This is a genomic window from Nitrosomonas sp. Is79A3 (assembly GCF_000219585.1).
Taxonomy (GTDB): Bacteria; Pseudomonadota; Gammaproteobacteria; order Burkholderiales; family Nitrosomonadaceae; genus Nitrosomonas.
Map to the genome: position 1 here is coordinate 1,229,218 of NC_015731.1, position 13,948 is coordinate 1,243,165.

The 13,948-nt window shown below is 48.7% G+C and carries 12 protein-coding genes and 1 other annotated feature; of the genes, 3 read left to right on the forward strand and 9 right to left on the reverse strand.

Features of this window, described 5'->3' with window-relative positions:
• Positions 1–213: 213 nt before the first annotated feature.
• Positions 214–1,644, forward strand: coding sequence for an esterase-like activity of phytase family protein (locus tag NIT79A3_RS05570; RefSeq protein ID WP_013965266.1), 1,431 nt, complete (start codon positions 214–216; stop codon positions 1,642–1,644).
• 154 nt (positions 1,645–1,798) lie between these two features.
• On the opposite strand, the gene NIT79A3_RS05575 is transcribed toward NIT79A3_RS05570, so the two are convergent.
• Positions 1,799–2,209, reverse strand: coding sequence for a hypothetical protein (locus NIT79A3_RS05575; protein WP_013965267.1), 411 nt, complete (start codon positions 2,207–2,209; stop codon positions 1,799–1,801).
• Between the two features lie 227 nt (positions 2,210–2,436).
• Here NIT79A3_RS05575 and NIT79A3_RS05580 point away from each other — a divergent pair, with 227 nt between their 5' ends.
• Positions 2,437–4,317 carry an EAL domain-containing protein gene (locus NIT79A3_RS05580; RefSeq protein WP_013965268.1) on the forward strand — a complete coding sequence of 627 codons (1,881 nt, stop codon included), beginning with the start codon at positions 2,437–2,439 and terminating at the stop codon, positions 4,315–4,317.
• Positions 4,318–4,384: 67 nt separating this feature from the next.
• On the opposite strand, the gene ppa is transcribed toward NIT79A3_RS05580, so the two are convergent.
• From ppa to NIT79A3_RS05625, 8 genes are all read right to left on the reverse strand, one after another.
• Positions 4,385–4,933: an inorganic diphosphatase gene (gene ppa / locus NIT79A3_RS05585; protein WP_013965269.1), complete on the reverse strand. Its 549-nt coding sequence runs from the start codon at positions 4,931–4,933 to the stop codon at positions 4,385–4,387.
• Between the two features lie 194 nt (positions 4,934–5,127).
• Positions 5,128–6,891, reverse strand: coding sequence for an arsenical pump-driving ATPase (gene arsA, locus NIT79A3_RS05590; protein WP_013965270.1), 1,764 nt, complete (start codon positions 6,889–6,891; stop codon positions 5,128–5,130).
• Positions 6,892–6,905: 14 nt separating this feature from the next.
• On the reverse strand, positions 6,906–7,256 hold the full coding sequence (gene arsD / locus NIT79A3_RS05595; protein WP_013965271.1) for an arsenite efflux transporter metallochaperone ArsD: 351 nt from the start codon (positions 7,254–7,256) through the stop codon (positions 6,906–6,908).
• A gap of 138 nt (positions 7,257–7,394) precedes the next feature.
• Complete coding sequence (locus NIT79A3_RS05600) at positions 7,395–7,724, reverse strand: metalloregulator ArsR/SmtB family transcription factor (RefSeq protein WP_041360175.1); 330 nt, start codon at positions 7,722–7,724, stop codon at positions 7,395–7,397.
• 225 nt (positions 7,725–7,949) lie between these two features.
• The gene (locus NIT79A3_RS05605; protein WP_013965273.1) at positions 7,950–8,525 is read right to left on the reverse strand and encodes a DUF2269 family protein; all 576 of its coding nucleotides are present in this window, start codon (positions 8,523–8,525) and stop codon (positions 7,950–7,952) included.
• A gap of 102 nt (positions 8,526–8,627) precedes the next feature.
• Complete coding sequence (locus tag NIT79A3_RS05610) at positions 8,628–9,215, reverse strand: hypothetical protein (RefSeq protein WP_198009394.1); 588 nt, start codon at positions 9,213–9,215, stop codon at positions 8,628–8,630.
• A gap of 26 nt (positions 9,216–9,241) precedes the next feature.
• A protein-coding gene (locus tag NIT79A3_RS05615; RefSeq protein WP_156796972.1) for an IS3 family transposase occupies positions 9,242–10,470 on the reverse strand; the annotation gives its coding sequence in 2 pieces (ribosomal slippage) (positions 9,242–10,182 and positions 10,182–10,470; 1,230 coding nt in all).
• Positions 10,076–10,192, reverse strand: a sequence feature (AL1L pseudoknot). Its footprint overlaps the gene before it by 117 nt.
• Positions 10,397–11,059 carry a hypothetical protein gene (locus tag NIT79A3_RS05625; protein WP_049785338.1) on the reverse strand — a complete coding sequence of 221 codons (663 nt, stop codon included), beginning with the start codon at positions 11,057–11,059 and terminating at the stop codon, positions 10,397–10,399. The genes NIT79A3_RS05615 and NIT79A3_RS05625 overlap by 74 nt, the downstream gene beginning before the upstream one ends.
• Positions 11,060–11,442: 383 nt before the next feature.
• Here NIT79A3_RS05625 and NIT79A3_RS05635 point away from each other — a divergent pair, with 383 nt between their 5' ends.
• Complete coding sequence (locus tag NIT79A3_RS05635) at positions 11,443–13,881, forward strand: ATP-binding protein (protein WP_041360609.1); 2,439 nt, start codon at positions 11,443–11,445, stop codon at positions 13,879–13,881.
• Positions 13,882–13,948 lie beyond the last annotated feature (67 nt).

The following is a 13,948-nucleotide window of genomic DNA, read 5'->3' on the forward strand; positions in this document are numbered from 1 at the left end:
CTCAGAGTTCTATGTCTGTAATGGCCAAGATTGCGAAAATCGCAGATTCAAAGCTTTCAACACATAGTCTTGGCCATCCCTCTACTACTCGCGACTCACTCGATTAATATTTTTGTCATGATGCTGTCATTCCATCATGCAAAAATTTCAAGACTATCCCGTGTCAGTATTGATTGACTGGCAGGATTTCGTTAAACCTCAAAGGAAATAAGCATGAAAACTTTTAAACAAAAATCAAGAATAATTCTACCAGTGCTTCTGGCATTCTCATTGGTGGCATCCGCTGCACAAGCAGCGCCAGTATTGCTTGGTATCGGTAGTCTTCCAGGTGCCGGAAGCGATTTGTCAGGCTTGACTGGCACACTCGAAAGTGGAATCTCTGCTAATCTTCTAGGTGGAATGGGCTCTGGCTTTGCCTATGCTGGCAACAATACTTTCTTGGCACTGCCAGATAGAGGTCCGAATGCTCTCGCCTATACCGGCGGAAGTGCCGTGGATAACACTACATCCTATATCTCCCGCTTTCATACGATCGGCTTAAGCTATTCGGCCGGTACTACATTACCTCTCACAGTTACAGCTACCTTAGACGATACCACCTTGCTTTCAAGCGCCACATCCTTGACGTATGCACCCGGCGCCGCACCGGCTATAAACACTGCGACAACTAATTATTTCAGTGGCCGCTCGGATAATTTTGGAGCAGGCAACTCACTCAATCCAAATAACGGACGTCTTGACCCTGAAGGCATTCGTGTTTCGAATGATGGTAAAAGCGTGTTTATCTCAGATGAATACGGCCCTTATGTTTACCAGTTTGATCGCCAGACTGGCGATCGTATCAATTCTTTCGCTTTGCCGGGTAATTTAGCCGTAGAAAACCTGAGTTCAAATGGTGCCGCAGAGATCAGCGGCAATACCGATGGCCGGGTTGCCAACAAAGGCATGGAGGGACTAGCGATTTCCCCGGACGGCACAACTCTATTTGGATTTATGCAAAGCCCATTGTTGCAGGATGGTGGCGACGGTGGGCGGGCCAATCGCATAGTTTCAATAGATATTGCTACCGGCGCAACGCATGAATTTGCGTATGATAATCAGATTGGCACAAAAAATTACAACAGCAGTGAAATACTCGCCATTAATAATCATGAATTCCTGGTTCTCGAACGGGATGGTAAGGGACTAGGTGACGGCTCAAATGCGGCGATCAAGCAGTTGTGGAAGGTTGATCTGGATGGCGCTACCGACATAACGAGTATTAGTGGCCAAACAAATCTGTTAGCTAATCAAGGGCATCCGGATAAAAGTTTGTTCCTTGATATCAGGGCATTGCTCAATGCAAACGGAATTACTGATGCAAACATCCCAGCCAAGCTGGAAGGTGCGGCTTTCGGTGATGATGTAATCGTCGGTACAGATACCTATCACACACTGATATTAACCAACGATAATGATTTTACAACCGCGGCCGGAGATAATCAGTTCTTCGTAATCGGCTTCAAGGATGCAGATCTGGGAGGCTCTGTTTATCTACCTCAAACGGTGGCGGCAGTTCCAGAGCCCGAAACCTATGTTATGTTGTTAGCCGGATTAGGCTTACTGGGATTCATGGTGCGTCGTAGCAAAGAATCATTAGTTTAAAATGACTTACACGATACATCCGTAATTAATTATTGACTGTATTGTCAACAAAAACTGCGAAACGTAAAGCACAGGCAGCATCTGCTATTCAATTGGAATAGTCGCGATCCGGCTGGATGAAGTGACTGTCAGGCCGGGGCGCGACTATTACAAATTATTCTTTTGCAGGTCGTCCTGTTTTGATTATTTCCACCTGGGCTACCGTTTGGAGTAATGCTGATCTATTCAGCTTGGATAAGCGTAATAGCCCTGCCCGCATCAGTTCACTCTTTTTTACATGTACTCCTGCTTCAAGGCATTTCTTTTTCAGTTCAGCCAGTTTGGCGTAATCGCCTTCAGGCAGAGTAAAGCTATCGCGGATCATTTTAATTTTCTTGGGTTTGTCTTTCTTCGATTGCTTCTCTGTATCGCCCTTGGTTGCAGGAGGCGCTGCCTTAGTTTCTTTGCTTGCAGTATTGCTAGGTATGGCTGCTTTTTTTACTACGGCAACAGGCGCTTTTGCGACAGAACTTTCAGTAGTTGATACAGGTTTTGTTTTTTCATTTGGTGTGGTTTTCTTTGTCATGATTAATCCCCTTAGAGTGATGAATTGGAAATGGAATAGCTTACGAAGAACAATATAAACTATTTATACAGTATATATCAATTACTATCTTTATGAGTGAATCTTCATTGAAATCCAATTTCTCATCAATCTATCGCTGTTGATTGATTGCATAACATGTTTTGTAATAAAAATTACATATTTCTTTGTTAAAGTTGATCATGACAATTTGTTTGCAGGGTTATTGTATGGATGTGAATGTAAGAAAAATTTTACCCGATAGGGCAATTGATTTTGCTGTAACCCATGAATCGAGCCGTAGCGAAATATTCTTGCGGCTTATCCAGATTATCGAGCAGCGTCAGCTAACTCCGAACTTCCAACCCATCATTTCTATGGCTACAGGCGAGATTTACGCCTATGAAGGATTAATTCGCGGACCATCCAACAGTCCGTTGCATTCACCGCTCAGTTTGTTCAGAGCGGCTGGGCAATTTGGATTGCTGCTGGAAGTAGAGCGGCTGTGCCGTCAGGTTACGCTGGAAGCTTTTGTTCAACAAAAACTAATGGGAAAGCTTTTCTTGAACGTGAGCCCTGAATGCTTGCTTGATGCAAATTTTAAGAATGGAGAAACGTTGGATTACATGCGTTCACTGGGTTTAGAGCCGCATCGTGTTGTCATCGAATTAACTGAGAACCAGCCAACCTATGATTATTCTCTGCTGCTCGAAGCTGTGCGGCATTACCGCTCAATGGGACTGGAAATTGCCATTGATGATCTGGGCGAAGGATTTTCCAGCCTGCGTCTGTGGTTTGAACTCAGGCCTGAATATGTCAAAATCGATCAGCACTTCATCCAGAACATCAATCAGGATCCAATCAAACTGCAGTTCGTGCGATCTATCCAGCAAATCGCTGAAAATTCGAGCACTCAGATCATTGCGGAGGGTATCGAAACCCATGCTGAATTTATGATTGTTAAGGATCTTGGCATTTTACTCGGGCAAGGTTATTTCATCGCCCGCCCCAATGCGATACCAGCCACCATCATATCGACGGATGCTGCCAATAGCCTGAATCATAATGGAATTATGGTTTTTCCCCGGAAAAATACCGTTATTCAGAAAACTTTGTCTACCATGAAACTGTTGATTTCAGTGCCGCCTGTTACACCTGAAATGGATAACGATGAAGTGTATGACCGTTTTAATGCGCAACTGGCTCTGGAGTCACTGCCTGTGGTCGAACAGGGTATTCCAATTGGAATCATTACCCGAAACCGGTTAATTGATGCTTACGCGCGACCTTATTGGCGGGAACTATACGGCAAGAAATCCTGCACCTTATTTATGGATTCGGCACCGTTAGTGGTGGATAAAAACATCAGTTTACAAGAATTGAGTAATGCGGTTGTGGCTGCCGGGCAGCGCCATTTGTCGAATGGTTTCATCATCACTGACCGGGGTCAATACCTCGGTGTCGGTACCGGCCATGATTTAATGCGGGAGATTACCCAGTTGCAGATAACGGCAGCACGTTACGCCAATCCGCTTACCTTGTTACCAGGGAATGTGCCCATTGATGAACATATTGACCGTTTGCTGGAGAGTCAGGTCATATTCTGTGTTTGCTATTGTGACCTGGATGCATTCAAACCATTTAATGATATTTATGGGTATCGCAAAGGGGATGAGGTTATTCGCGTTACAGGCAATATGTTGTCACAAGCGTGCGACTTGGAGCGGGATTTTATCGGGCATATTGGTGGAGATGATTTCATCATTTTGTTTCAAAGTCTCGACTGGGAAATTCGCTGTCGCCATGTATTGGCAAGCTTCACACGTGAAATCATGCATTTCTTTAAACCGGAGCATTGCGATCAAGGAGGATATTCTTCGATAGATCGCAAGGGGCAACGCGTATTTCATTCACTGGTTACACTTTCTATCGGCGCAGTTTTGGTAGCCCCAGGTATATTTAGTTCGCATCATGAAATTTCGACCATCGCAACAACTGCCAAACATCAGGCAAAACGCATAGCGGGAAATAGTCTTTTTATTGAACGGCGAGAGCACTATTTGCAGCATATGGAGCGGGTAGATTCAACGCGATGTGTGAATGGTATCTGATGCTAGCCTAAAAATTCTGCGTGTTTGTACGGATTATTTGCGTCGCAATCTACAACAGTCGTTAGGTTTAGAACATTGGTTTGTTTGTTGTTGATTGAAAACGTTGTATCCCAGCCATGATTTCAGATTTTGCCAACTCAACCCCATCCCAACCCTGAATTTTTACCCATTTTCCTTCTTCTAAATCTTTGTAGTGTGCGAAAAAATGCGCAATTTGAGATAAAACAAGCTGCGGTAAATCTTCGCAGGATTGGATATCTTCATAAAGATTACATAATTTGTTGATGGGGACGGCTAACAATTTTGCATCTTCTCCGGCTTCATCGGACATTCTTAGCATACCGAGCGGACGGCAACGTACTACAACGCCAGTGATTAACGCGACTGGTGAAATAACCAGCACATCAACTGGATCACCGTCATCGGATAGCGTGTGCGGGATATAGCCATAGTTGCATGGGTAATGCATGCACGTTGACATGAATCGATCAACAAACATTGCGCCTGTTTCTTTATCGACTTCATATTTTATGGGATCAGCATTCATCGGAATTTCAATAATGACATTAAAGTCATTTGGAATATCTGTTCCCGAACCAACACGATCAAGATTCATTTTATCTCCAGATGCAGAATGAGTATTACAGTATAGCGATAAATATTTATTGTTGATAACAGAATGGTTTTATGCCAAAAGTCACTGGTAAATATCCATTCCGGCTATTGAAGCAGGAAAATGTATTTTTGCATACCTGAAGCAAGAAAGCATAGATGTTGACCGGGAGAACTAATGCTTAACGCTATTTTTGCCTAACGGCCTGCTAACTCCAATAATCTTATGACGCCGACCGGCTCTTCTTTAAGCAATGGTACGACGGCATAGCGTTGTGCGTGAATAGACGAAACTGTTTCGATTTCTGCTAGCTCGTTGCTAGCGCGCTGACACAATAAGGGTGAGTGGACCGTCGTTGCAGCAACGCTGTTATTGATGATCCACGCCCACGGCTCAATACCAGCGCGACGCAAATCGGCTTGCAGGCTGGCGGCCTCCAGCACGGGCGTCGTTTCCGCCAATGTAACAAGCAATATTTTGGTTTGCTTAGGGTTTTGCAGTTGCATCATCGGTGTTGCGTAGTGCACGATGGAACTGTCCATTTGTTTGATGACTTCGCGATGATAAGCACCGGTAGCATCCAATAATAGTAACGTGTGGCCGGTCGGTGCAGTGTCCATCACGACAAATTTCTTACCCGCTTCGCGGATTATTCGTGAGAATGCCTGAAATACGGCAATTTCTTCGGTGCAAGGCGAGCGTAAGTCTTCTTCCAACAAAGCCCTGCCTTTGGCATCCAGATGTGCGCCCTTGGTTTCCAGGACATGCTGACGGTAACGCTCGGTTTCTACATGCGGATCAATCCGGTCAACCAGTAAATTCTCCATCGCCCCGCTGAGCGTTTCGCTTAAATGCGCTGCCGGGTCTGATGTGGTCAAGTGCACTGGCAAGCCACGATGCGCCAGATTCACGGCAATAGCCGCAGCCAGTGTGGTTTTGCCGACACCGCCTTTGCCCATCAACATGATTAAACCGCATCCGTCCTCGGCAATCTCATCAATCAAACTGGATAAGCTGGGAAATGGGATTGCAGTATGAATAAATTCTTTGCCACCTTCGTCAGGCGGAGCATCAATCAGTAATTTCCGTAACGCGGTCAATCCGACCAGGTTGAATGATTTAAGCGCAATGCGGTCGCAAGGCAAGTGGTTGAGAACTTCCGGCATGGCCGCCAGAGCATCTTGTTCGCGCTGGAAGATTGCAGCAGCTAAAGGATCTCGTGACGTTTCGGCTTGCGGCAATAAGCCATTGATGACCAGAAATTGTTTCGTCAATCCGATAACCGTTAATTCTTCATGCGTCCGCGCTACCTCGCGTAACGTGGCTTGTTGCGCACGAGCCACCAATATTAATCGGCTGCGCTTCGAGTCAGCGAGAGCGTCTACCGCTGCTTTGTATTGGGTGCGCTGTTTTTCCAGACCAGCCAACGGGCCAAGACATGACGCATCGCCTTTGCCTTCCGCAAGAAAATCACTCCACGCGCCGGGTAATTGCAGCAACCGAATGGTGTGGCCGGTCGGCGCGGTGTCGAAGATAATATGATCGTAGTCCGCAGTCAGCGCCGAATCGGTCAATAGCGCGGTAAATTCATCGAAGGCGGCAATTTCGGTCGTGCAAGCACCGGATAATTGCTCTTCGATACCTTTGACTACCGTATCCGGCAACACACCGCGCACCGGACCGACAATGCGGTCACGGTAAGCTTGGGCAGCCGCTTGCGGGTCTATTTCCAAAGCGGCTAAACGGGGTACTGCGGTAATTGCCGTAACCTGATTCCCAATCGTGATACCGAACACTTGGCCAACGTTAGAAGCCGGATCAGTGCTGACCAATAATACCCGTTGACCGGCATCGGCCAGCGTTATCGCCGTGGCGCAAGCCAGTGACGTTTTGCCGACCCCGCCTTTACCGGTAAAAAACAGAAAACGCGGCGGCTGATTGAGAAATTTGGGTTTGGTCATGAGGCGGGTTTGTGTTAGCAACAGCCGCCGCAGCAACTCGATTCTTCGACTTCTTCCTCAAGAGGAATTCCCGCCCAGCGCGCGAGTTCGCTACGCTGCGGGTAGCGGCCTGCCAATGCCACTTCTCCGTCTACCAGTATTAATGGCAGCGCTTCAGCACCGGAGCGCTCCAAAAATCCTTTCACCGTAGAATTGTCTGCAAAAGCCATGGGTTGCTGTGCCAGATTAAAGCGCTCGATTGCAACATCGTGCTGTTTGACCCAATCGACATCTGCGGAGAAACCGACCAATTCCTGGTCTACGTCGGAACCGCAAACGCCTGAGCTACAGCATGAAGCAGGGTCAAATACATGGATAGTTGTCATTTTGATTCTCCAATGGTTGAGTAATAAAGTTTCGATAGGATCCAGTTAACACAGAATAGAAACGGATGTTTGCCTGCAGATTATCGGCTGCGATAGGAGCATGAAAGTTTTTCATCCTGCTATTTTTTAGTCAACTATTCAGCTGTTGTTTTCATCACAGCAAACTTCAGCGGAACTACACGGAATCCCGATGCAGCAATTCTCGGTGAGATAACCCAATAACGCATTCATGGTCGCAAAATTCGCCGAGTAATAAATAAAGCGGCTTTCCTGCCGGGCAATGACCAGCTCCGCATGCGTCAATTCTTTCAGGTGAAAAGATAGCGTTGCATTGGGAATGTTCAATTCCTTGGCAAGCTGACCCGCCGGAAGTCCCGTTTCGCCGGCCTGAACCAGAACCCGGAAAATCGTGAGGCGGGTTTCCTGTGCTAGGGCGGCAAGCGCTTTAACTGCAATGCCCATTTCCATGTTTCCATAATATTGGAAATAAAGAATTATGTCAATTCTTTTGCTGTAATTTATTCAGAAGCTTCATTTGTCATGCCGAACGCAGTGAGGAATCTTTGCGGATCGAGAGTAAATATTTCTCGCGGTGCTTGAAATGGCAGTTCTCTTAAAATACCCTAATGGCCCGAGTCAGGCGAAGGATGACTCGATTGCGTGGGTGTGCGGTTGCAGCGGGACAACGGCTTATTATTTTGCTGTCCAGGGATAAAGACGCGGAATAAATAGCGTCAGGGCAACGGCAAGCGCTATGGCGACCAATGAACCCGCAACAAACACTTCCCAAGTATCGGGTTTGAGCGCGCCCAACGTGATGATCAGCAATAGCATGGGTAAATCGAGAAAATGCGTGAATGCCGGTACATTCTCGGCGCGTGCTTTTTCCAATTCGGGTGTAAATTCGCCAACCTGTAAAGCTTCTTGGGTCAAACGCCGCAAGCGCATGAAGTAGATCCTGGTAACGGTATTGCCCTCGATGAACTCAAAAACAAACAGAAAGACCATGCCCGCAAGCCAGGGTATGGAAATAAAATTCCAGCCACCAAAGAATTCAACAATCAACCAGGTGCCGGAGATGAGAAGAACAATTGCACCCGGGACAACGACGCCGTCATAAAACACCGCAATGTTGCACACGGACTCGGAAAAACGCACCAGTTCACGCGACTGCCGGGATCGTAAATCACTCAACCAAACACCGATCAAACCGCTGCCAATCAAGACGACGCCGATGATGTGCGCGAGTTTTAGCAGTTCGTAGGTCATGGTTTTGAGTCCTTAGTGAAGTGTTGGCCGTTCATCGACTCAGCAATGCGACGTAATTTCGGCGGAAGCCCATTGCCAGAGTATTCCTCAAGCTCTTACAATTCAAATTTCATGGAGTTTCTTAAGAAACCTCAACGTTTGAGTTAGGCGTTGCTTGTACATTCTGCGAATGAGCGTACGAACCCAAGACATTGCGGTTTCGATTGCCCAATCTGTTTGGGCGGGCGTCAGAGTGGGCATTGGCTCGGACCCTGGACCGTGTCCGAGGGAGTTTCGCACCTTCCGGAAGTACTCTTTGAGCATGTCGCCTTCCCATACAGCTATAAGGCAGCCGTTGTTCTTGCTCACCAGATTGTTAATATACGCAGCCGCACCGCTCTCGTTGCCCCTCGTCCACCCCTTTGCGTCCGACACAACTTTGTTAGCACTCTCTAGTGCCTTCGCGGCGAAGAGGGCTGGATCCTTGTCGTTGGAGTCACGCCGATCAAGAGCTTCCTTCATGTCGATGTCGACGTTCTTCCACATTGGATCAGCGACGAGTTGCCAGAAAGGTGTCGCGATGTGCTGTTCGATCGTCTGATCGAGAGAAACCTGAATGAAGCCGTTGTGGTAGGTAAGGGGAGCGCCAGCGCGGCGGAAGCGTTCGTTCAATTCTTCAACCTGGGCCTGAAATGTGGCGTTTTGAATCACCCCGGGTTCTCTGGAGGCTGTTTGGTTTAAGTAACTTTGGCAGAATCCAAGTTGGCTAACTGCCGGTAGTATTGTGCCTCAGCTTCCGCCGGCGGTATATAGCCGATGGGTCCAAGCAAACGCTGGTGATTGAACCAGAACACCCAGTTCAACGTCGCCAATTCAACGGATTCCCTGTTTTTCCATGGCCCCTGCTTGTGAATCAATTCAGCTTTGTAAAGCCCGTTGATCGTTTCGGCTAGTGCGTTATCGTAGCTATCTCCTTTACTGCCAACCGACGGTTCTATTCCAGCCTCGGCAAGCCGCTCCGTATAACGGATAGAGACATACTGGGAACCCCGGTCGCTGTGGTGAATCAAGGCACCCAGCTCCGGTTGCCGGGCGTATAAAGCCTGCTCCAGCGCATCCAGTACGAAGTCCGTGTGCATGCTGGAACTGACCCGCCAACCCACGATGCACCGGGCAAACACGTCGATGACGAACGCGACATATAGCCAGCCCTGCCAGGTGGAAACATAGGTGAAATCCGACACCCATAACTGGTTTGGGCGATCCGCCTTGAATTGCCGGTTTACGCGATCCAGCGGGCACGGCAGCGCCTTGTCCGGAACCGTGGTTCGCACAACCTTGCCGCGCCGCACACCTTCCAGCCCCAACCGTTTCATGAGCCGTTCAACAGTGCAGCGAGCTACCTGCATTCCTTCGCGCTTAAGTTGCCGCCATACCTTGTCGGCACCATACACCTGCAGGTTAGCCTGCCACACACGCTGAATTTCTGGCATCAAAACCTCATCGCGTTGGGCACGAGTGCAACGCAATGCCGGATTGCGCCGCTCGGCCGCGTGACGCCGATACCCTGACGGGGCGACCTGCAATACCTTGCAGATCGGCTCGACCCCGTGGGTGTCACGATACCGGTCGATGAACGACCTCAGGATTTGAGTTTGCGGTCGAGCTCCGCCTGGGCGAAAAAAGCACTGGCCAGTTTCAGAATTTCATTGGCGCGACGTAATTCCTTGACCTCACGCTCCAGTGCTTTGATGCGTTCGCGCTCTTCACTGGTGATGCCATCTCGTAGGCCTGTGTCGATCTCGTGCTTCTTTACCCAATCATGCAATGTCGGCGGCGCGCAGCCGATCTTGGGCGCAATCGATTCTATCGTCGCCCACAGCGAAGGGTACTCACTGCGATGCTCTTGCACCAGGCGGACTGCTCGTTCTTTTACTTCGGGGGAATATTTGTTTGTTTTGTTCATCGCTCCATTCTCTCAAGATTTGGAGCCTCCTCAAAACCCGGGGCGATTCATTTAGCGAGGCGTTCCATGCCTTTACTCCGTCGATGGCACTACCGGGCAAGCGAAGTCCTTTGGTGGGTGATCCGTCGTGCAACTTAGCTTCGAGTAGAGTATTCGGGAACCGCGTGTTCGCTTGTGCGACCTCTTCCTCGCGAATGCGCATGGCGAGTTCGATAAAGCTGAGCCGTTCCTTGACGAAGGCATCGGGACTGACGAGATTGGGAGGAGGCTGTGCGTTCACGAACTGCTCGCACGCGTAATCCCAACCGAAGAAGCCGGACACAGGCCAGTCTTGCCCCGCGGGACCCTTCTGCGTGTACGAGTAGTAGCGCTGGGCCAATTCATTGATGCCTAGCTCGCGTGCAAGGCGATCGTGGATGAGCTTCCATTTCGCCTCATTGGCGTCGATCTTCTTCCCCTCGGCGTTGTAGTAGGGGAAGACGTCCTTCGCGAGGGTGACAGTCTGATTCAAGAGTCGTCTCTCTGACTCGGAGTAGGCCGACCAGATTGGGTACTTCAGGTATCGATAGGCAAAGATGTCAGTGAGCATTGCGTTCGCGGAAGCGTGATGGAGTTCGGGGCGTCCGAGATTGCGGCGAGCTGGGACTGCGACGCCCAGCTAGAATTAGATTTCCGGAATGACGCAATTGATTGCGTCAAAAAAATGAATCAATGCGGTAAGCTTCAAGATATTCCCTTATCTTTTATGATCATCGATCGATTGAACTGCCATCATTCCGATAATATCAGACTCATTGTGATCCACAAAATACGGTGACCAAATAAATTCCTGCTTCTGGCGAGCTCGCAGTGAATTCGGACTCAAACATAACAGATCTGACTTCGTGGATTACTTTATGACGCAATAGTCTCTTAATGGGTACAATACCGGCAATTCGCGAAAACTCTCGCTCTATGGTTACTAACCCAAACATGTCGACTCAATCTTTAGATTCTTCCCAATTACGCATTACCATCGACCCGGATTCACTGGGATTTTCGGATACTTCGGAATTACTGCAACGGCCGTTATCCTGGATCGGACAGGAGCGGGCAGAAGCGGCTGCGCGTTTTGGTCTTGGCATCATGCAGCCGGATTATCATTTGTTTGTGCTGGGGGAAGCGGGATCGGGACGCACTTCGTTGTTGCATCAAGCGATGATAGACGCGGCGGCTGACCATCCAGCGCCAGCGGATTTGTGCTACCTGTATAATTTTATCGCGCCTGAGAAGCCGCTGGCTTTGCACTTGCCTGCCGGGCAGGGGCGGATGTTGCGTCAGTCGCTACTGCAACTGGCTAAATCGCTGCCGGCGGAAATCGCGCAATGCTTGAGTGGGCAGGATTTCAAGCTCAAAAGTGATCGCACTGAGAAAAAATTCAAAACGGAAGCAACGCAAGCGTATGCCAAGCTGGACAAGATTTCGGAATCACTGCATTTCACGATTCACCGCGAAGACGAGCGGATTGTATTTACTTTATTGGATGAAAAAGGCGAGATCCTGACTGCAGAAAATTTACTGAAGTTACCCAGGACACGCCGAGCTGAAATAGAGCAGGCGGAGCAGGAATTACGTGAAGCGATTATTCTCTATTTTGAGGAATTCAAACGGGTAGAGAAAGAAAAAGATGTGGCGTTGACTGCATTGCAACGCTGCAGTGTGCAACCCTTATTGAATCTTACCTTGAAGAAAATTCAGGATGAATTACAACAGTCATTACAACTGGATCGGCTTAAGACTTATTTTGAACAAATAGAATCGGATATTCTCGATAATCTGGTGCTGTTTGAAGCAAATAACGTCGACGAAGAGAAGCAGCAGGCAGAATTAAATCAGATTTTCTCGCGCTTCCAAATCAATCTCGTCGTGGATAATGCGGATCTGCATGGAGCGCCGGTCATTATTGAAGATAACCCCTCAGCGTGTGCATTGTTTGGCAGTATCGATTATCAGTTTGAGGAAGGCAGACTAAAAACTAATTTCATGCGTATTCGCGCCGGCAGTTTATTAAAGGCGCATGGCGGATTTCTCATGCTGCACCTGGATGATTTGCTGACGGATGGCCAGCTATGGGTAAAGCTGCGGCGATTCTTGCGAAGTAAACGGTTACAAATCGAAGAGCCCGGCTCCGCATTAACCTCGAATACGCCCGTATTCCTCGAACCGGAAGCAGTGGACGTGAATGTCAAAATCATTCTGATCGGATCGCGGGATGAATATTATGAATTGGAGGAAATTGATCCTGAGTTCATGCGGCGCTTCCGTGTGAAAGTGGATTTTGCCGGAAGCTTCATCGCCAGCGCGGAAACCTACCAGGCATCGTCTGTTTTTGTCGCGCACGCCTGCGAAGCGGCAAAGTTACCGCATTTTTCTGCCGCCGCAGTCGCGCGGTTACTGGAAGAATCGCACCGGGAAGTGGAGGATCAAAAACGCCAAAGCGCAATTTTTGCGCGCACCGAAATGCTGGTGCTGGAGAGTGCTGCCTTATGCGGTGCCCGTCACGGGCGTGTCGTGGAAGTTACGGATATTTCCGCAGCGCTCCAAGCGCGCACACTCCGCCATAATTATCCGGATTTGCGCTTGCAGGAATCCATTATGGAGGGCGAAATCGCCATTGCATTACATGGTGCAGAAGTAGGGCAACTCAACGCATTGACGCAGATCGATTTGGGCGACCATCGCTTTGGTACGCCGGTGCGGGTCACTGCACGCACTTTTGCCGGGGAGGACGGGGTGCTGAATATTGCCCGTGAAGTGGACATGTCCGGACCGATTCACGATAAGGGTATGTTCATATTGCAAAACTACCTGACCGGATTATTTACGCATATTGCGCCGCTCGCACTCAGTGCGTCGATAGTTTTTGAGCAGGAATACTCCAGCATCGAAGGTGATTCCGCTTCCTGCGCTGAATTTTTCGTTTTGCTGTCATCGCTGGCGGAAGCGCCGCTGAAACAAAGTATTGCGGTGACCGGCGCGCTGAATCAATACGGTGAAGTGCTGCCGGTGGGTGGCATTAACGACAAGATTGAAGGTTATTTCAAGCTGTGTGAAAAAATGGGTTTAAACGGTGAACAAGGTGTGCTGATTCCGCATCATAACCGGCAACACTTGGTGCTAGATTACAAAATTATGGAGGCCGTTGAAAAAGGCTTGTTTGCGATTTATACCATGGAGCATGTCACACAGGGCCTGGAATTGCTAACCGGTTGCCCAGCGGGACTTACCGAACAAAGTCGGACAATGGGTTATTCGCCGGATACGGTTCTGGGGTATGCACAGCGAGCATTGCTGGTTTTCCGCCGCGCTTGTCAGTTAACCCAACACCCTAAAACAGAGCATAGACGGCTGCCATCGCGCGCGGAAAAATAATTGCACCCAATTCTTCTCTAAAATGACTGCTTTATATCAGCGGAGTATAGGTGCGATTAAGAATCTG

Excerpts from the sequence above, each read along its gene's own strand:
- NIT79A3_RS05570 (WP_013965266.1), top strand. The coding sequence starts at position 214 with ATGAAAACTTTTAAACAAAAATCAAGAATAATTCTACCAGTGCTTCTG.
- NIT79A3_RS05575 (WP_013965267.1), bottom strand. The coding sequence starts at position 2,209 with ATGACAAAGAAAACCACACCAAATGAAAAAACAAAACCTGTATCAACT.
- NIT79A3_RS05580 (WP_013965268.1), top strand. The coding sequence starts at position 2,437 with ATGGATGTGAATGTAAGAAAAATTTTACCCGATAGGGCAATTGATTTT.
- ppa (WP_013965269.1), bottom strand. The coding sequence starts at position 4,933 with ATGAATCTTGATCGTGTTGGTTCGGGAACAGATATTCCAAATGACTTT.
- arsA (WP_013965270.1), bottom strand. The coding sequence starts at position 6,891 with ATGACCAAACCCAAATTTCTCAATCAGCCGCCGCGTTTTCTGTTTTTT.
- arsD (WP_013965271.1), bottom strand. The coding sequence starts at position 7,256 with ATGACAACTATCCATGTATTTGACCCTGCTTCATGCTGTAGCTCAGGC.
- NIT79A3_RS05600 (WP_041360175.1), bottom strand. The coding sequence starts at position 7,724 with ATGGAAATGGGCATTGCAGTTAAAGCGCTTGCCGCCCTAGCACAGGAA.
- NIT79A3_RS05605 (WP_013965273.1), bottom strand. The coding sequence starts at position 8,525 with ATGACCTACGAACTGCTAAAACTCGCGCACATCATCGGCGTCGTCTTG.
- NIT79A3_RS05625 (WP_049785338.1), bottom strand. The coding sequence starts at position 11,059 with ATGCTCACTGACATCTTTGCCTATCGATACCTGAAGTACCCAATCTGG.
- NIT79A3_RS05635 (WP_041360609.1), top strand. The coding sequence starts at position 11,443 with ATGTCGACTCAATCTTTAGATTCTTCCCAATTACGCATTACCATCGAC.